The 16,733-nt window shown below is 60.5% G+C and carries 18 protein-coding genes; 16 read left to right on the plus strand and 2 right to left on the minus strand.

The genetic code is table 11. The features are described from left to right. The 12 genes from nuoG (at position 1) to GOW72_RS05960 (ending at position 13,480) form a co-directional block, all read left to right on the plus strand. Positions 1 to 1,986 carry an NADH-quinone oxidoreductase subunit NuoG gene (gene nuoG, locus GOW72_RS05905; RefSeq protein ID WP_170365881.1) on the plus strand — a complete coding sequence of 662 codons (1,986 nt, stop codon included), beginning with the start codon at positions 1 to 3 and terminating at the stop codon, positions 1,984 to 1,986. Between the two features lie 240 nt (positions 1,987 to 2,226). Continuing rightward, positions 2,227 to 3,264: an NADH-quinone oxidoreductase subunit NuoH gene (nuoH, locus tag GOW72_RS05910; protein ID WP_170340401.1), complete on the plus strand. Its 1,038-nt coding sequence runs from the start codon at positions 2,227 to 2,229 to the stop codon at positions 3,262 to 3,264. A 2-nt stretch (positions 3,265 to 3,266) separates the two neighbouring features. After that, a complete protein-coding gene (nuoI, locus tag GOW72_RS05915; RefSeq protein WP_170341017.1) occupies positions 3,267 to 3,761 on the plus strand; it encodes an NADH-quinone oxidoreductase subunit NuoI in 495 nt (164 codons plus the stop codon). After that, positions 3,758 to 4,180 (plus strand): carboxymuconolactone decarboxylase family protein, encoded by a 423-nt coding sequence (locus GOW72_RS05920; protein ID WP_170341019.1) that lies wholly within the window; start codon positions 3,758 to 3,760, stop codon positions 4,178 to 4,180. Before nuoI ends, GOW72_RS05920 begins: the two co-directional genes overlap by 4 nt. Next, positions 4,177 to 4,779 (plus strand): NADH-quinone oxidoreductase subunit J, encoded by a 603-nt coding sequence (locus tag GOW72_RS05925; protein ID WP_170340404.1) that lies wholly within the window; start codon positions 4,177 to 4,179, stop codon positions 4,777 to 4,779. Before GOW72_RS05920 ends, GOW72_RS05925 begins: the two co-directional genes overlap by 4 nt. Before the next feature lie 4 nt (positions 4,780 to 4,783). Further along, entirely contained in the window at positions 4,784 to 5,089 is a 306-nt protein-coding gene (gene nuoK, locus GOW72_RS05930; RefSeq protein WP_005984024.1) for an NADH-quinone oxidoreductase subunit NuoK, read from the plus strand. 6 nt (positions 5,090 to 5,095) lie between these two features. Further along, positions 5,096 to 7,222: an NADH-quinone oxidoreductase subunit L gene (gene nuoL, locus GOW72_RS05935; RefSeq protein WP_170365883.1), complete on the plus strand. Its 2,127-nt coding sequence runs from the start codon at positions 5,096 to 5,098 to the stop codon at positions 7,220 to 7,222. After that, complete coding sequence (locus GOW72_RS05940; RefSeq protein WP_170365885.1) at positions 7,222 to 8,763, plus strand: NADH-quinone oxidoreductase subunit M; 1,542 nt, start codon at positions 7,222 to 7,224, stop codon at positions 8,761 to 8,763. Before nuoL ends, GOW72_RS05940 begins: the two co-directional genes overlap by 1 nt. Positions 8,764 to 8,778: 15 nt before the next feature. Continuing rightward, positions 8,779 to 10,221, plus strand: coding sequence for an NADH-quinone oxidoreductase subunit NuoN (gene nuoN / locus GOW72_RS05945; protein ID WP_170365887.1), 1,443 nt, complete (start codon positions 8,779 to 8,781; stop codon positions 10,219 to 10,221). A gap of 54 nt (positions 10,222 to 10,275) precedes the next feature. Next, complete coding sequence (locus GOW72_RS05950; RefSeq protein ID WP_170365889.1) at positions 10,276 to 11,025, plus strand: biotin--[acetyl-CoA-carboxylase] ligase; 750 nt, start codon at positions 10,276 to 10,278, stop codon at positions 11,023 to 11,025. An 11-nt stretch (positions 11,026 to 11,036) separates the two neighbouring features. Beyond that, positions 11,037 to 11,816 carry a type III pantothenate kinase gene (locus tag GOW72_RS05955; RefSeq protein WP_093964922.1) on the plus strand — a complete coding sequence of 260 codons (780 nt, stop codon included), beginning with the start codon at positions 11,037 to 11,039 and terminating at the stop codon, positions 11,814 to 11,816. Then, positions 11,813 to 13,480 carry a ribonuclease J gene (locus GOW72_RS05960; RefSeq protein ID WP_170365891.1) on the plus strand — a complete coding sequence of 556 codons (1,668 nt, stop codon included), beginning with the start codon at positions 11,813 to 11,815 and terminating at the stop codon, positions 13,478 to 13,480. The genes GOW72_RS05955 and GOW72_RS05960 overlap by 4 nt, the downstream gene beginning before the upstream one ends. Positions 13,481 to 13,486: 6 nt before the next feature. On the opposite strand, the gene GOW72_RS05965 is transcribed toward GOW72_RS05960, so the two are convergent. Both GOW72_RS05965 and GOW72_RS05970 read right to left on the minus strand, forming a co-directional pair. Continuing rightward, complete coding sequence (locus GOW72_RS05965; RefSeq protein ID WP_170365894.1) at positions 13,487 to 14,188, minus strand: NUDIX hydrolase; 702 nt, start codon at positions 14,186 to 14,188, stop codon at positions 13,487 to 13,489. A gap of 24 nt (positions 14,189 to 14,212) precedes the next feature. Continuing rightward, positions 14,213 to 14,611: a DUF983 domain-containing protein gene (locus GOW72_RS05970; protein WP_170364465.1), complete on the minus strand. Its 399-nt coding sequence runs from the start codon at positions 14,609 to 14,611 to the stop codon at positions 14,213 to 14,215. A 218-nt stretch (positions 14,612 to 14,829) separates the two neighbouring features. Between GOW72_RS05970 and GOW72_RS05975 the strand changes: the two genes are divergently transcribed. Genes GOW72_RS05975 through GOW72_RS05990 form a run of 4 tightly spaced genes read left to right on the plus strand, consistent with a single transcriptional unit; the run spans position 14,830 to position 16,731 of the window. Beyond that, positions 14,830 to 15,297, plus strand: coding sequence for an EF-hand domain-containing protein (locus GOW72_RS05975; protein WP_170340413.1), 468 nt, complete (start codon positions 14,830 to 14,832; stop codon positions 15,295 to 15,297). Between the two features lie 6 nt (positions 15,298 to 15,303). Then, on the plus strand, positions 15,304 to 15,918 hold the full coding sequence (locus GOW72_RS05980; RefSeq protein ID WP_170365897.1) for an RNA polymerase sigma factor: 615 nt from the start codon (positions 15,304 to 15,306) through the stop codon (positions 15,916 to 15,918). Further along, entirely contained in the window at positions 15,911 to 16,264 is a 354-nt protein-coding gene (locus tag GOW72_RS05985) for a hypothetical protein (protein WP_244952326.1), read from the plus strand. Before GOW72_RS05980 ends, GOW72_RS05985 begins: the two co-directional genes overlap by 8 nt. Beyond that, positions 16,261 to 16,731, plus strand: a complete 471-nt coding sequence (locus tag GOW72_RS05990; RefSeq protein WP_170365902.1) for a periplasmic heavy metal sensor — start codon at positions 16,261 to 16,263, stop codon at positions 16,729 to 16,731. Before GOW72_RS05985 ends, GOW72_RS05990 begins: the two co-directional genes overlap by 4 nt. Positions 16,732 to 16,733: the final 2 nt, after the last annotated feature.

The following is a 16,733-nucleotide window of genomic DNA, read 5'->3' on the forward strand; positions in this document are numbered from 1 at the left end:
ATGTCTGACCTCCGCAAGATCGTAATCGACGACAAGGAAATCGAAGTCGATGGCGCGATGACCCTGATCCAGGCCTGCGAACAGGCCGGGGTCGAGGTGCCACGGTTCTGCTATCATGAGCGCCTGTCGATTGCTGGTAACTGCCGCATGTGCCTGGTCGAGGTCGTGGGCGGGCCGCCCAAGCCCGCCGCCTCGTGCGCGATGCAGGTGCGCGATCTGCGCCCAGGGCCAGAAGGTCAACCGCCGGTGGTCAAGACCAACTCTCCCATGGTCAAGAAGGCCCGGGAAGGCGTCATGGAGTTTCTGCTGATCAACCACCCCTTGGATTGCCCGATCTGTGACCAGGGCGGTGAATGCGATCTGCAGGACCAGGCAATGGCCTACGGTATGTCGGCCAGCCGGTTCAAAGAAGCCAAGCGGGCCGTGGACGATCTGGATCTTGGCCCGCTGGTCGGGACGGCCATGACCCGCTGCATCAGCTGCACCCGCTGTGTGCGTTTCACGACCGAGATCGCGGGTATCGACCAGATGGGCCAGACGGGTCGGGGCGAGGATGCGGAAATTACCTCGTACCTGAACCAGACCCTGGATTCGAACCTGCAGGGCAACATCATTGACCTGTGCCCGGTGGGGGCGCTGACTTCCAAGCCTTATGCCTTTACCGCACGCCCGTGGGAACTGACAAAGACCGAAACCATCGACGTGATGGATGCGCTGGGATCGAATATTCGTGTCGATACCAAGGGCCGCGAAGTGATGCGCATTCTGCCGCGCAACCATGATGGCGTGAATGAAGAGTGGATCTCGGACAAGACGCGTTTCGTCTGGGACGGTTTGCGCCGTCAACGTCTGGACACGCCCTATATCCGTGAAAACGGTCGCCTGCGTGCTGCCAGCTGGCCCGAGGCTTTGGCCACCGCCGCAGCGGCGATGAAGGGCAAGAAAGTTGCAGGTCTGATCGGCGGTCTGGTTCCTGTCGAAGCCGCCTTTGCGCTGAAGCAGATGATTGAGGGGCTGGGTGGCAAGGTCGAATGCCGAACCGACAATGCCCGCCTGCCTATCGGCAACCGTTCGGGCTATGTCGGCAATGTGACGATCGAGGAGATCGACACGGCGAAAGAGATCATCCTGATCGGCACCAACCCGCGGGACGAGGCCCCGGTGCTGAATGCGCGCATCCGCAAGGCGTGGCTGGCGGGCGCCGATGTCAAATTGATTGGCCCGGCCGTTGATCTGACTTATGACTACGAGCATCTTGGCACCGACCGCGATGCGCTGACGAAGGCCAAGGCAAGCAACGAAGCCGTTGTGATCGTCGGACAGGGCGCCGTGTCCGAGGCAGACGGTCTCGCCGTTTTGGCCGCCGCGCGCGCGCTGTCGGGTCGGATGCTTGTTCTGCACACTGCGGCGGCTCGCGTTGGTGCGATGGATGTGGGTGCAGCGACGGAGGGTGGCCTTGAGGCTGCAATCGACGGCGCCGAGGTGATCTTCAATCTGGGCGCGGACGAGGTCGATATCGATGCGGGCCCGTTTGTCATCTACCAAGGCAGCCACGGAGACCGCGGTGCACACCGCGCCGACGTCATCCTGCCTAGCGCGGCCTATACCGAGGAAAACGGTCTGTTCGTCAACACCGAGGGTCGCCCTCAATTGGCGATGCGGGCCGGATTTGCACCGGGTGAAGCCAAGGAAAACTGGGCGATCCTGCGGGCGCTTTCGGCGGAGTTGGGCGAGAAACTTCCTTATGACACGTTGGCCCAGCTGCGGCAAAAGCTGATCGAAGCAGTGCCGCATCTGGCCGGGATCGACCAAGTGCCCGAGAACGAAGATCAGGCAATCGAGGCCGGACCTTTGGGACTGGCCGATTTCCGGACCGTGATCAAGGATTTCTATCTGACCAACCCGATTGCACGAGCCTCGCAGTTGATGGCCGAGCTTTCGGCGCTGGCCAAGGCGCGCGGTGACCAAAAGATTGCCGCGGAATGAGGCTTGCGACGACCATAAACCGCAAAGCGGGCGGAAACCCGAGCTCGTTTTTCCGAGAGGAGATGCGAGGGGCGTGGTCGTGTGTTTTGCCGAATGAAATGAAGGAAAAAGGTGGCGTGCAGGCAGCGGATGCTGTTTACACCAACTCGCCAAACCAATCGCAGGCGACGCGAGTCTCCGACCGGCCGGTCGGGCCTCGCGATGGCAGCGGAAAACGGAATACCCACGGTGTGAGGACCAATGGCTGAATTCTTTGACACCCCAGGCGGAATAGCCCTGATCATATTGGCGCAGGTGCTGGCCGTCGTGGCCTTCGTGATGATCTCGCTGCTGTTTCTGGTCTATGGCGACCGCAAGATCTGGGCCGCGGTCCAGATGCGTCGCGGCCCCAACGTGGTTGGCGTTTACGGCCTGCTGCAATCGGTGGCGGACGCGCTGAAATACGTCGTCAAAGAGGTGGTGATCCCTGCCGGCGCGGACAGGACTGTTTTCATCCTGGCGCCGCTGACGTCGTTCGTCCTGGCCATGATCGCCTGGGCGGTCATTCCGTTCAATGACGGCTGGGTCCTGTCCGACATCAACGTGGCTATCCTCTATGTGTTCGCGGTGTCCTCGCTCGAGGTGTACGGCGTGATCATGGGCGGATGGGCGTCGAACTCGAAATACCCGTTCCTGGGCTCGTTGCGCTCGGCCGCGCAGATGATTTCGTATGAGGTTTCGATCGGCCTGATCATCATCGGGGTGATCATTTCGACCGGGTCGATGAATTTTGGTGACATCGTGCGGGCGCAGGATGGCTCGTTCGGGTTCTTCAGCTGGTACTGGCTGCCGCATTTCCCGATGGTCTTCCTGTTCTTCATCTCGGCCCTGGCCGAGACCAACCGCCCGCCGTTCGACCTTCCGGAAGCGGAATCGGAACTGGTCGCAGGCTATCAGGTCGAATACTCGGCAACGCCCTTCCTGCTGTTCATGGCGGGCGAATACATCGCCATCTTCCTGATGTGCGCGCTGACCACGCTGCTGTTCTTCGGCGGCTGGCTGTCGCCGATCCCCGGCCTGCCCGATGGCGTGCTGTGGATGGTCGCCAAGATGGCGTTCTTCTTCTTCCTCTTCGCGATGGTCAAGGCGATCACGCCCCGCTACCGCTATGACCAGCTGATGCGGCTGGGCTGGAAAGTGTTCCTGCCGTTCAGCCTGGTGTGGGTGGTCTTCGTGGCCTTTGCGGCGAAGTTCGACTGGTTCTGGGGTGCATTCGCCCGTTGGAGCGTAGGAGGCTGACAATGGCAAATATCGACTATACCCGCGCGGCCAAATACTTCCTTCTGCAGGATTTCTGGGTCGGCATGAAGCTGGGGCTGAAGTACTTCTTCGCGCCCAAGGCCACCGTGAACTACCCGCACGAAAAGGGCCCGCTGTCGCCACGGTTCCGCGGTGAACACGCCTTGCGCCGTTACCCCAACGGCGAGGAGCGCTGCATCGCCTGCAAATTGTGCGAAGCTGTGTGCCCCGCGCAGGCCATCACAATCGACGCCGAACCGCGCCAGGACGGCAGCCGCCGTACCACGCGATATGACATCGACATGACCAAGTGCATCTACTGCGGCTTCTGCCAAGAGGCCTGCCCGGTCGATGCTATCGTCGAAGGACCTAATTTCGAATTCGCCACGGAAACCCGCGAAGAGCTGTTCTATGACAAGCAGAAGCTGCTGGACAACGGTGAACGCTGGGAAGCCGAGATCGCCCGCAATCTGGAACTGGACGCGCCCTACCGATGAGCGATCCGACGAAAAACCCATTCGAGCAGATGCTCAGACAGGCGCATGACATGGCCAAGGCGTTCAACCCGGCGCTGGAGAGCTATTCGCCCGTCGACGCGATGCGCGGCTTCGAGGCGCTGTGGCCGACCATGCCCAAAGAGGTCATGGAGATGATGTTCGGCAACACCGTCAATCCGGGCGGACTGGATGCCAAGACCCGCCTGTTGCTGACGCTGGCCGGGCTGACCTGTCAGGGCGCACAGGCCGACACGGCCCTGCGCCAGACGGTACGCCATGCCATCGAGGCAGGGGCCAAGAAACAAGAGATCGTGGAAACGATCGGTCAGATGTCGGTCTTTGCCGGCATCCCGGCCATGACCCGGGCGCTGGAACTGGCGCAGGAGGCCATGGGCGAAAACGAGGAAGATGACCAATGAGCGTATTTGCCTTTTACCTCTTTGCCATCAGCGCCATCACCGGCGGGCTGTTCACCGTGATCAGCCGGCAGCCGGTGCATTCGGTGCTGTGGCTGATCCTGGCCTTCCTTTCGTCGGCGGGACTGTTCGTGCTGCTGGGGGCGGAATTCGTCGCCATGCTGCTGATCATCGTCTATGTCGGCGCGGTGGCGGTGCTGTTCCTGTTCGTGGTGATGATGCTGGACGTGGACTTTGCCGAGCTCAAGGCCGAGATGGCGCGCTACATGCCTCTGGCCCTGCTGATCGGTCTGGTCATCCTGATGCAGTTCGTCATGGCCTTTGGCGCCTGGGACAGCGCACAAGGCGCGGCGGCCAACCTGGCCCAGCCGATCCCTGCCGACCGCCACAACACCGAGGCACTGGGTGTCATCCTTTACGATCAATACTTCCTTCTGTTCCAACTGGCGGGCCTGATCCTGCTGGTGGCCATGATCGGCGCCATCGTGCTGACGCTGCGCCACCGCAAGGACATCAAGCGTCAGGACATCGTCGGCCAGATGATGCGTGACCCGGCCAAGGCAATGGAGTTGAAGGACGTGAAACCGGGGCAGGGACTTTGAGACGATGATCGGACTTGAACACTATCTTACCGTCGCGGCGACGCTGTTCGTCATCGGCATCTTCGGTCTCTTCCTGAACCGCAAGAACGTCATCATCCTGCTGATGAGCATCGAACTGATGCTGTTGGCCGTGAACATCAACCTCGTGGCGTTTTCCAGTTTCCTCGGCGATCTGGTCGGGCAGGTGTTTACGCTGTTCGTGCTGACCGTGGCCGCGGCCGAGGCTGCCATCGGGTTGGCCATTCTGGTCTGCTTCTTCCGCAACCGCGGCACCATCGCGGTTGAAGACGTCAACATGATGAAGGGGTAAGGGATCATGGAAACCACAATCCTCTTTGCCCCGCTCGTGGGCGCGCTGATCTGCGGCTTTGGCTGGAAGTTCATAGGCGAAAAGGCCGCGCTGTGGACGGCGACGGGTCTGCTGTTCCTGGCCTGTTTGCTGTCGTGGATCGTCTTCTTCAGCTTTGACGGGCAGACCCAGCAGATCGAGATCATGCGCTGGATCGAGAGCGGCTCGCTGTCGACCTCGTGGGCCGTTCGTCTGGACCGGCTGACCGCCATCATGTTGATCGTCGTCACCACCGTTTCGGCGCTCGTGCACCTTTATTCGTTCGGCTATATGGATCACGACCCGCAGTGGCGCGAGGGCGAAAGCTACAAGCCGCGCTTCTTTGCATATCTGTCCTTCTTCACCTTCGCCATGCTGATGCTGGTGACGGCCGACAACCTCGTACAGATGTTCTTCGGCTGGGAAGGCGTGGGCGTCGCGTCGTACCTGCTGATCGGTTTTTACTATCGCAAACCCTCGGCCAATGCGGCGGCGATGAAAGCGTTCATCGTTAACCGTGTGGGCGACTTCGGCTTCGCGCTTGGGATATTTGCGCTGTTCTTCCTGACCGACAGCATCAACTTCTCGGATATCTTTGCCGCTGCACCCCAGCTGGCAGAAACGCAACTGACCTTCCTGTGGAGCGAATGGACCGCGATCGAGGTCATCTGCGTGCTACTGTTCATCGGTGCGATGGGCAAGTCGGCGCAGTTGATCCTGCACACCTGGTTGCCGGACGCGATGGAGGGCCCGACGCCCGTGTCGGCGCTGATCCACGCGGCCACCATGGTGACGGCCGGTGTGTTCCTGGTTTGCCGCATGTCGCCGCTGATGGAGTTCGCGCCAGGAGCAACCGGGTTCGTCACCGTGCTCGGGGCTGCCACCGCTTTCTTTGCCGCGACCGTGGGCTTGGTGCAGACGGACATCAAACGCGTGATCGCCTATTCGACCTGCTCGCAGCTGGGCTACATGTTCGTGGCCGCGGGCGTGGGCATGTATTCGGCGGCGATGTTCCACCTGTTCACGCATGCCTTCTTCAAGGCGCTCTTGTTCCTGGGGGCGGGTTCGGTGATCCACGCCATGCACCACGAACAGGACATGATGAACTATGGCAACCTGCGCAAGAAGATCCCCTATACCTTCTGGGCGATGATGATCGGTACCCTGGCCATCACCGGTGTCGGCATCCCGCTGACCACGATCGGCTTTGCCGGTTTCCTGTCCAAGGATGCCATCATCGAAAGCGCCTATGCCGGCGGATCGGCCTTCGGGTTCTGGGCGCTGGTGATCGCGGCCGCGATGACCTCGTTCTACAGCTGGCGCCTGATCTTCCTGACCTTCTATGGCGAGGAGCGGGGCGACAAGCACACGCATGAGCACGCGCACGAAAGCCCGATGGTCATGCTGGTGCCGCTGGGTGTTCTGTCGCTGGGCGCCGTGTTCGCGGGCATGATCTGGTACAACAACTTCTTCGGGCACGCCGATCAGGTTGGCAAGTTCTATGGCATTCCGGTGGCCGAGGCGCATGCCGAGGCCGGTGACCATGCCAAGGCCGATGACCATGGCGACGACACGCATGCCACCGAATCCCATGGCGACGACGCTGCGCACGACGATAAGGCCAAGGGCGGAGATCACCACTATGCCTTTGTCGGCAAACCGGGCGAGGGCGCGCTGTACATCGCGCCGGACAACCATGTTCTGGCCGACGCGCATGCGGCGCCGAAATGGGTCAAGGTCTCGCCGTTCATCGCAATGGTTCTGGGTTTTGGGCTGGCTTACCTGTTCTACATCGTGAACCCGGCGCTGCCGGGCCGCCTGGCCGAGAACCAGCGTCCGCTGTACCTGTTCCTCAAGAACAAGTGGTACTTTGACGAAATCTACGACGCGATCCTTGTAAAACCGACCGTGGCCCTGGGCCGGTTCCTGTGGAAGGGCGGTGACGGCAAGACGATCGACGGTTTCCTGAACGGAGTAGCAATGGGCGTCGTTCCCTTCTTTACCCGCCTCGCAGGCAAGGCGCAGACGGGCTACATCTTCACTTACGCCTTCTGGATGGTTCTGGGGATCGCCGCCCTGGTCACCTGGATGTCGATCGGCGGAGGCGCAAACTGATGGACAATATCCTATCCATTGTAACGTTCATTCCGGCCATTTCCGCCGGTCTGATGGCGCTGTTCCTGCATGGGAACGATGTGGCCGCACAGCGCAATGCCAAGTGGATCGCGCTGGTTGCGACCACAGTGACCTTCCTTGTTTCGATCGGAATCTATACCGAGTTCGACCCATCGAACACCGGCTTCCAGATGGTGGAAGAGGGTCAGTGGCTGCTGGGCCTGAAGTACAAGATGGGCGTGGATGGCATCAGCGTTCTGTTCGTGCTGCTGACCACCTTCATCATGCCGCTGACCATCTTGGCCAGCTGGAACGTGACCGACCGGGTCAAGGAATACATGATCGCCTTCCTGCTTCTGGAAACGCTGATGCTCGGCGTGTTCATGGCGCTGGATCTGGTGCTGTTCTACCTGTTCTTCGAAGCCGGGCTGATCCCGATGTTCCTGATCATCGGGATCTGGGGCGGCAAGGACCGGATCTACGCCAGCTTCAAGTTCTTCCTCTACACCTTCCTCGGCTCGGTTCTGATGCTGGTGGCGATGGTGGCGATGTATGCGGATGCAGGCACAACGGACATTGCCGCGCTCATGACGCACCAGTTCTCGTCCGAGAGCTTCAGCGTGCTGGGTGTCCACATTGTCGGCGGTATGCAGACGCTGATGTTCCTCGCGTTCTTTGCGTCCTTCGCGGTGAAGATGCCGATGTGGCCCGTGCACACCTGGTTGCCAGACGCGCACGTTCAGGCACCGACGGCGGGCTCGGTCGTGCTGGCGGCAATTCTGCTGAAGATGGGTGGCTATGGTTTCCTGCGTTTCAGCTTGCCCATGTTCCCTGTCGGGTCGGCCGTGATGACCGATCTGGTGCTGTGGCTGTCGGCAATCGCCGTGGTCTATACCTCGTTGGTGGCGCTGGTGCAGGAGGACATGAAAAAGCTGATCGCCTATTCTTCGGTCGCGCATATGGGTTTTGTGACCATGGGCATCTTTGCCGCCAACCAGCAGGGCATCGACGGGGCGATCTTCCAGATGCTCAGCCACGGGTTCATCTCGGCCGCGCTGTTCCTTTGTGTTGGCGTGATCTACGACCGGATGCACACCCGCGACATCGAGGCCTATGGCGGCCTGGTGATCCGGATGCCGGCCTATGCGTTGGTGTTCATGCTGTTCACTATGGCCAATGTGGGCCTGCCGGGCACCAGCGGGTTCATCGGCGAATTCCTAACGCTGATGGGCACCTTCCAGGTCAACACCTGGGTGACCGCAGTGGCGGCCAGCGGTGTGATCTTCTCGGCAGCTTATGCGCTGTGGCTGTATCGCCGCGTGGTCTTTGGCGACCTGATCAAGGAAAGCCTCAAGTCGATCACCGACATGAGCACTCGCGAACGCCTGATCTTTGCGCCGCTGATCGTCATGACCATCCTGCTGGGGGTCTATCCGTCGCTGGTCACCGACGTGATCGGCAATTCGACCGCCGCGCTGATTTCGAACTATGACACGGCTCTGGCCGCGGCCCAAGCCGCGACCCAGGTCGCTTCGCACTAAGGGAGCTTTGGAGACATGATCCAGGCTGATCTCACTGTAATTCTGCCGGAAATCATTCTGGCGATCTATGCGATGGCGGCGCTGATCGGAGCTGTCTACACCAGCAAGGATGCGCTGGCTCCGGTTCTGGTCTGGACGACGGCCGGACTGATGGCGGCGCTGTCGTTCTGGATCGCGTCGAACGGCTCGGGGACCAACGTGGCCTTCAACGGCATGTTCATCGACGACGGGTTCGCCCGATTTGCAAAGGTCGCGATTCTGCTATCGGCCGCCGCGGTTCTGGTTATGAGCCAGGAGTACATGGCGCGCCGGAACCTGCTGCGTTTCGAGTATCCGTTGCTGGTGGCTTTGGCAGCGGTCGGCATGATGATGATGGTCAGCGCCGGCGATTTGATGTCGCTCTATATGGGTCTCGAGCTGCAGTCGCTGTCTCTGTATGTCGTGGCGGCCCTGCGCCGTGACAGCGCCAAATCGACCGAGGCGGGGCTGAAGTATTTCGTTTTGGGTGCGCTCAGTTCGGGATTGCTGCTGTTCGGCGCATCTCTGGTCTATGGGTTCACCGGTACGACGCTGTTCTCGGGCATCATCAACACGGTGCATCACGGCGATGTCTCGGTTGGGCTTCTGTTTGGCCTTGTTCTGCTGATCTCGGGTTTGGCATTCAAGATTTCGGCGGTTCCGTTCCACATGTGGACACCGGACGTTTACGAGGGCTCGCCCACTCCGGTGACGGCTTTCTTTGCAACCGCACCCAAAGTTGCAGCGATGGCCTTGTTCGCGCGCGTTCTGCATGATGCGTTCGGCGGTGCCATCGCGGACTGGCAGCAGGTGATCGTGCTGCTTTCGGTCCTGTCGATGTTGCTGGGGGCCGTGGCTGCCATCGGGCAGCGCGACATCAAACGGCTGATGGCCTATTCGTCAATTGCACATATGGGGTACGCGCTGATCGGTCTGGCCGCGGGCACCGAATTGGGTGTCAAAGCGATGCTGATGTATCTGGCGATCTATGTGACCATGAATATCGGCACCTTCGCCTTCATCCTGATGATGGAGCGCGACGGCAAGCCGGTGACAGACATCGACGCCCTGCGCCAGTATTCCAAGCGGGACCCGGGCAAGGCGCTGGCCGTGCTGATCCTGATGTTCAGCCTTGCCGGCGTACCGCCAATGCTGGGGTTCTTCGCCAAGTTCGGCGTCTGGCAGGCCGGAGTGCAAGCTGACCTGATTGGGTTGGTTATTGCATCGGCAATCGCCTCGGTGATCGGTGCCTTCTACTACCTGCGGATCGTCTTCTACATGTATTTCGGCGACGAAAACGAAGATCCGATCGAAACCCGCTCGACCCCGGTATTGTGGATTGCTCTGATGGGGTCGGCCGCATTGATGTTGATCGGTGTGGTCTACCAGTTCGGGATCGAGGGCGCAGCGGCAGCCGCGGCGACGACGCTTGTCAACTGACCGTTTCAACAAAATCTGGAAAGGGGCTCGGCCATCAGGCCGGGCCTTTTTGGCATGAGCACCTGGCCCCAAGGATACGGTCTGCATATCCTGCAGGAAGTTGACAGCACCCTGAATGAGGCCGCGCGGATCGCACCCACTGCAACAGGTCCGGTCTGGATCATGGCGCATCATCAAACCGCCGCGCGTGGCAGGCGCGGCCGGGCGTGGTCCAACCCCCAGGGCAACCTGGCAGCAACCTTGTTGCTGCGGCCCGAGGGCAATCCAGAGCAGGCAGCCCTTCGCAGCTTTGTTGCCGCGCTGGCGCTTTTTGATGCCTGTGTTTCGGTCACCGGTCGCGCACAGGGGTTCGCATTGAAATGGCCGAATGACGTGTTGTTGAACGGCGGGAAACTGGCCGGCATCCTGTTGGAAAGCACGGGGCAGGGGCGCGACGTATCCCACCTTGCGATCGGCATCGGGGTGAACCTCGCAGACGCGCCTGATCCTGAGACAGTTGAGCAGGGAGCTCTGCGGCCCGTTTCGTTGTTGTCGGAAACCGGGGCTCAGGTGTCCGCCGAGGATTTTCTGACCGAACTCGCCGATGCCTACGCAAAGCTCGAACACCAGTTTGTTACCTACGGGTTTGAACCGATCCGCAAAGCGTGGCTGGCCCGAGCCGCGAAGCTGGGCGAGGTGATTACCGCGCGCACAGGTGCTTCGGAAACCGTCGGGACCTTTGAAACGGTGGACGCGGGCGGCAACCTTGTCCTAAACACCGCCAAGGGCCGCGTCAGCATTCCGGCGGCAGACGTCTATTTCTGAAAGGGGCGCATATGCTTCTGGCCATTGACTGCGGCAACACGAACACCGTTTTCTCGATCTGGGATGGCGAGAAATTCCTGTGCACGCTGCGCACCTCGACCCATCATGCCCGCACGGCCGATGCCTATTTCACCTGGTACTCGACCCTGGTGAAACATTACGGGATCGAGGCTGACATCACCGACGTCATCATCGCCTCGACGGTGCCGCGGGTGGTGTTCAACCTGCGCGTCTTTGCCGACCGGTTCTTTGGATGCCGGCCGTTGGTGGTGGGCAAGCCCGATTGCGAGTTGCCGGTGGCGCCGCGCGTTGATGAAGGGACGATTCCCGGTCCGGACCGTCTGGCGAATGCGGCCGGTGCCTTTGATCGGCACGGCGGGAATGTCGTGGTGGTGGATTTCGGGACCGCCACGAATTTCGATGTGGTCGCCGCTGATGGCGCCTATGTCGGAGGAGTGATCGCCCCCGGCGTGAACCTCAGTCTCGAGGCCTTGCACCAGGGCGCTGCAGCTCTGCCGCATATCGACGTGACGCGTCCCGAGAAAGTCATCGGCACAAACACGGTTGGATGTATCCAGTCAGGTGTGTATTGGGGGTATTCCGGCCTCATCGAAGGTTTGATCGACAGGATCAAGGCGGAATACGGAATGCCCATGAAGGTCATAGGGACGGGCGGTCTTGCACCGCTGTTCGATCAGGCCGATGTGGGCTTTGATGCAATTGAAGACGATCTGACGATGCACGGGCTTACCGTGATCCATCGCTACAACAAGGATACTGGCTCGGCATGAGCAGCGAAAGACTGATCTACTTGCCGCTCGGCGGCGCGGGCGAAATCGGTATGAACGCCTATGTCTACGGCTATGGCAAACCCGGTCAGGAACGTCTGATCCTGGTCGATCTGGGCGTGACCTTTCCCGACATGGATACAACGCCGGGCGTCGATCTGATCTACGCCGACATTTCGTGGTTGAAGGAACGTGCGGATCGGCTTGAGGCGATCTTCGTCACCCATGCGCACGAGGATCACGTCGGCGCCGTGGCCCATTGTCATGAGGCCCTCGGCGCGCCGGTCTACGCGCGTGCTTTCACCGCAAATATCGCCCGCCGCAAAATGGAAGATGCCGGACATCCGCCCGAAGCCGTGCGCACCGTTTCCGCCTGGCCCGAGCAGATCAAGGCAGGTCCGTTTACGGTCGGGTTCCTGCCCGTTTCGCATTCGATCCCCGAGAGTGCGGCGCTGGTGATCGACACGCCGGCTGGCCGTGTCGTGCATACCGGTGATTTCAAACTGGACACCAATCCGGTTGTGGGCGAACCGTTTGATCCCGATCTTTGGGCCGAAGTGGCCAAGCCTGGGGTCAAGGCGTTGGTTTGTGACAGCACCAACGTGTTTTCCTCGCATCCCGGTCGCTCGGAGTCAGAGGTTGGGCCGGCCATCACCCAATTGGTCGAGGACGCGACCGGTATGGTGGTTGCAACGACCTTTGCGTCGAATGTCGCGCGGGTCAAAACGCTGGCCGAGGCCGGGCATCGGGCGGGTCGTTCGGTGGTTCTGTTGGGCCGGGCCATGCGCCGCATGATCGAGGCTGCGACCGAAACCGGTATCCTGTCTGATTTTCCGCGCGTGATCAGCGCTGAGGAAGCCTTGGATCTGCCCCGCCAGAACCTGATGCTGATCGTCACCGGCAGCCAGGGTGAGCGCCGCGCGGCCAGCGCGCAGTTGGCGCGCGGCAAATACCGGGGGATCGAGCTGAAGGATGGCGACCTGTTCCTTTTCTCCTCGAAGACCATTCCGGGGAATGAACGCGGTGTGATCCGCATCATGAACCAACTGAGCGAAAAAGGCGTCGACGTGGTCGATGACAGTGCTGGCTTGTACCACGTTTCCGGCCACGCCAACCGCCCTGATCTTGAGCAGATGCATGCCTTGGTCGATCCTCAGATCGTCGTTCCAATGCACGGTGAACACAGGCATCTGCGGGAACACGCCAAGCTGGCCGAGGCCGCAGGTCGTGCCGGTGTCCTGGCGGTCAATGGCACGATGCTGGATCTGTCGGGGAACGCGCCCGAGGTCGTGGATTATGTCGAGACCGGCCGGACCTACCTGGACGGTTCCGTCAAGATTGGCGCGCTGGACGGTGTGGTGCGGGACCGTATCCGCATGGCTCTGAACGGGCACGTGACCGTAACTGTCATCCTGGACGAAGACGATGAGCCACTGGGCGAACCTTGGTGCGATACCATGGGGCTGCCGGAAACCGTCGTGTCGCGGGCCGGATTGATCGAGGTGCTGGAAGAGGACCTGAACCAGTTCCTGATGCGGGCTGAGGTCAAAACGCTGCGGGACGATGACAAGCTGGAAGAAGCCATGCGTCGCATCGTTCGACAAAGTGCACAGATCGAAATCGGCAAAAAGCCCGAAGTCACAGTTGTAATAAGCCGAATGAAATAAGGCGGCTCAGTCTGTTTCGGGCATCGGGTGGCCCTTGAGGCGCTGGAACAGACTGGCTTCTTCGTTGTTCAGAAAGAACGGCACAGAGTCGGGGGGCGTTGTATCTGATACGCGCGCCTCGACTTCCGACAGAACAACCTCGGTGATGAACGGCAAGTCGAACTCCCGCGCCTGTTCCAGCGGAATCCACTGTAGATGTGACAGTTCATCCGAAGCCTGGCTGAAATCGTCCAGATCATCGGCAATGGCATCTGCGTCCAAAAGAAAAAAACGGGCGTCGAACCGGCGTGGACGTCCGGGCGGGGTTACCGCGCGGAACACGAACTGCAGCGCTTCGGCCGACGGAATGTAGCCTCTTTCCGCGAAGCCGGTCCAGGCATGTGGAACCGGACCCGGCCAGGTGTCGCGGACACCGAGGATAAAGCCGGTCTCCTCCCACAACTCGCGAATTGCCGCTGCCGCCAGTGGCACATGCAGTCCGGCAGGAGCCTGATCGCTCAGCCTTTGTTGGCAAATCTCGGGTACCGGAGTGGCCAGCGGAACTTGCGCGTCTTCAGCATCCACGGCACCCCCCGGAAACACGAACTTGTTCGGCATGAAGGCCGCCGCGGCACCACGTTGGCCCATCAGGATCGACGGGGTTCGAAAACGGTCGCGCAAAACGATGATCGTCGCGGCGTCGCGAATTGTGGATTTGTCCACGGTCATGAGAAGCTCAGCTGCATTGACGGGTCACTTGCTGTCGTCGAACCCGTGCATCTTCCGGGCCCATTGAAAGCCGACGACCGCTCCTTTGAGTCTGGGAAGAAGGAACAGCGACAGGGCAACGCAAGCTATCGAAAAGCCGATTGCCATGGCCCACGGAGACGGGCGCAGGCCGACGTAAGTGACATGCAGCGCCGGAGCCAAAAGGTGTCCGACCAGCAGAATGGTCAAGTAGGCCGGCCCGTCATCTGCCCTGTGGTGAAACAATTCCTGACCGCAGTCTGCGCAGGTATCATTCACCTTCAGGTAGCTGTGCAACAGCTTGCCTTTGCCGCAATTGGGGCATTTGCACCGGAACCCTTTCACGATGGCGGGCCACGTGGGGCGTTCCTCCTGAGAGAGGGTGTCGATGGTTTGATCTGTCATCTTGATACTCGCGCTCGGATTTCGGGGATATTGCGCTTGTTTCATCCCGCAGAAAAGGGGGGTGCGTCGCTTTGCACCGACCCTCTCCAAAATATTGACCGGAAATGCAGGTTTCAATGCCGGAAAAAAATTCGCGGACAGCGACGGAAACTTTGCCGGGCTGCGTTTGAATGAATGTAAGCAGCGGCACAGGGCCGCGACAACAAAGGAAACGAGCAATGAAGAGCGCAAAATTTATCTCGGCCATCATTCTGTCTGCAGTTGCCGTCACCGGGACGGCTGCGCTGGCCAAAGGACCTCGCGACCGTGAACCGGTCAGCTTTCAGGAGCTGGATGCCAACGGGGACGGCCAGGTGACCAAGGCCGAGATGGAGGCCCATCGCCTGCAGAAGTTCACATCGGCCGATACCGACGGTGACGGAAAGATCAGCGTCGAAGAAATGCAGGCCGAGGCCCAGAAGAAGGCAAACGACCGCGTTTCCGACATGTTCGAGCGTCATGATGCCGACAAAGACGGCTTTCTGACTGCGGACGAGTTGCCGAAACCGCGCCGGGCTGACAAGATGTTTGACCGCCTTGATGCGGATGGAAACGGATCTCTGTCCGAGCAGGAGTTCGCCAATGCACGGGATGGAATGGGTCGGCACCACAAGAAGGGTGGCCGCCCGGACCCAGACAACAACTGACGCAGGATGAAGGACGTGCCGTCCTCTGCGCATACTGTCCGCGGCGACACGTTCGCCGCGGATGCCTGCAGCGACGACGTGTTGCTGAAGCGGTTTGCCGAAGGCGACGCCCAGGCAGCACGCCTGTTGACCGATCGGTTGGGGCCGCGGTGCTATTCGGTTGCTCTGCGCATGTTGAACAACACGGCAGAGGCCGAAGACGTAACCCAGGAAGCGATGCTTCGGCTGTGGAAAGTGGCGGCGGACTGGGTTCCGGGGCAGGCCAAGATCTCGACCTGGTTGTACCGCGTGGTCTTGAACCTGTGTGTCGATCTACGGCGGAAGAAAACGGCAGGCACATTGGACGATGTGCCAGAGCCTGAGGACGACCAGCCCAGTGTCGTGGACCGAATGCAGCAAAACGCCCGCGTGGATGCGTTGCAAGCGGCCTTGGCACAATTGCCCGAACGGCAGCGCGAAGCTGTCATACTCAGGCATATCGAGGAGTTGTCCAATCCGGAAATCGCGGGAATCATGAGGATTTCCGTAGAAGCGGTAGAAAGTCTTGTTGCCCGCGGAAAGCGGTCGTTGACGGCCATATTGTCAGGCCGTCAGGAAGAGTTGGGGTATGACCATGTCTGACCAAGATACAGAACTGGATCTCTTGTTTGCCGAGGCACGGCAGGCACATGTTGATCTGCCCGGCGATTTGGCCGTTCGTATCCTGACGGATGCCGAGGCCATCCGGCTTGCGGCGACAAAAACAGCGAAACCCAAGTCACAGGGGTTTTTGGGCAATCTCGTTGCCGGTCTCGGGGGCTGGCAGGCGCTCAGTGGGCTTGCGGCGGCCAGCGTGGTTGGCGCATGGGTCGGTTTTGCCGCGCCGTCCTTTCTGCCGGACCCGGCAAATTACATAATGACCCAGGATGCATCCTACATGGTCGCCAATCTCGGTCTCGAGGCCGCGTTTCTGGAGGAAGCGGAATGAATGAAGACGTTAAACCCCCAAGGCGCTGGGTGCCTGTGCTATTGGTGGTATCCCTTGGCCTGAACCTGCTGGTCGCCGGGGTGATCATCGGGACTGCGCTGCGGTTTCACGGTGTGCGGGACGATGTTCCTCCCGGATTTGGACCTGCCCTGTACCGCGCTCTTCCTGATCCGGAACGCAAGGCGTTGAGAGGCGATCTGGCCGACAAGCATCGGCGCGGGGCCGAGAAAAGGTCTCGTGATTTCAAGGCGCTTGGCAAAGCGCTGCGGGCCGTTCCGTTCGACCGAGATGAAGTCCAGAACTTGCTGGAAGAACAAGCCCGGGCGAATGACGAAATCCAGGCGGCTCTGCAAGAGCAATGGCTGGCTCGGGTTTCGGCCATGTCCGACGAAGAACGAAAAGCTTATGCCGACCGCTTGGAAGACGTGTTGAAGCGGCGCCCGGATCCCAAGAAACGCAAGGACTGACC

This window comes from Ruegeria arenilitoris (assembly GCF_013032855.1).
GTDB classification, from domain to species: Bacteria; Pseudomonadota; Alphaproteobacteria; order Rhodobacterales; family Rhodobacteraceae; genus Ruegeria; species Ruegeria arenilitoris.

What these genes read in the sequence shown, in the direction of transcription:
- nuoG (WP_170365881.1), top strand. Translation starts at nt 1, where the DNA reads ATGTCTGACCTCCGCAAGATCGTAATCGACGACAAGGAAATCGAAGTC.
- nuoH (WP_170340401.1), top strand. Translation starts at nt 2,227, where the DNA reads ATGGCTGAATTCTTTGACACCCCAGGCGGAATAGCCCTGATCATATTG.
- nuoI (WP_170341017.1), top strand. Translation starts at nt 3,267, where the DNA reads ATGGCAAATATCGACTATACCCGCGCGGCCAAATACTTCCTTCTGCAG.
- GOW72_RS05920 (WP_170341019.1), top strand. Translation starts at nt 3,758, where the DNA reads ATGAGCGATCCGACGAAAAACCCATTCGAGCAGATGCTCAGACAGGCG.
- GOW72_RS05925 (WP_170340404.1), top strand. Translation starts at nt 4,177, where the DNA reads ATGAGCGTATTTGCCTTTTACCTCTTTGCCATCAGCGCCATCACCGGC.
- nuoK (WP_005984024.1), top strand. Translation starts at nt 4,784, where the DNA reads ATGATCGGACTTGAACACTATCTTACCGTCGCGGCGACGCTGTTCGTC.
- nuoL (WP_170365883.1), top strand. Translation starts at nt 5,096, where the DNA reads ATGGAAACCACAATCCTCTTTGCCCCGCTCGTGGGCGCGCTGATCTGC.
- GOW72_RS05940 (WP_170365885.1), top strand. Translation starts at nt 7,222, where the DNA reads ATGGACAATATCCTATCCATTGTAACGTTCATTCCGGCCATTTCCGCC.
- nuoN (WP_170365887.1), top strand. Translation starts at nt 8,779, where the DNA reads ATGATCCAGGCTGATCTCACTGTAATTCTGCCGGAAATCATTCTGGCG.
- GOW72_RS05950 (WP_170365889.1), top strand. Translation starts at nt 10,276, where the DNA reads ATGAGCACCTGGCCCCAAGGATACGGTCTGCATATCCTGCAGGAAGTT.
- GOW72_RS05955 (WP_093964922.1), top strand. Translation starts at nt 11,037, where the DNA reads ATGCTTCTGGCCATTGACTGCGGCAACACGAACACCGTTTTCTCGATC.
- GOW72_RS05960 (WP_170365891.1), top strand. Translation starts at nt 11,813, where the DNA reads ATGAGCAGCGAAAGACTGATCTACTTGCCGCTCGGCGGCGCGGGCGAA.
- GOW72_RS05965 (WP_170365894.1), bottom strand. Translation starts at nt 14,188, where the DNA reads ATGACCGTGGACAAATCCACAATTCGCGACGCCGCGACGATCATCGTT.
- GOW72_RS05970 (WP_170364465.1), bottom strand. Translation starts at nt 14,611, where the DNA reads ATGACAGATCAAACCATCGACACCCTCTCTCAGGAGGAACGCCCCACG.
- GOW72_RS05975 (WP_170340413.1), top strand. Translation starts at nt 14,830, where the DNA reads ATGAAGAGCGCAAAATTTATCTCGGCCATCATTCTGTCTGCAGTTGCC.
- GOW72_RS05980 (WP_170365897.1), top strand. Translation starts at nt 15,304, where the DNA reads ATGAAGGACGTGCCGTCCTCTGCGCATACTGTCCGCGGCGACACGTTC.
- GOW72_RS05985 (WP_244952326.1), top strand. Translation starts at nt 15,911, where the DNA reads ATGTCTGACCAAGATACAGAACTGGATCTCTTGTTTGCCGAGGCACGG.
- GOW72_RS05990 (WP_170365902.1), top strand. Translation starts at nt 16,261, where the DNA reads ATGAATGAAGACGTTAAACCCCCAAGGCGCTGGGTGCCTGTGCTATTG.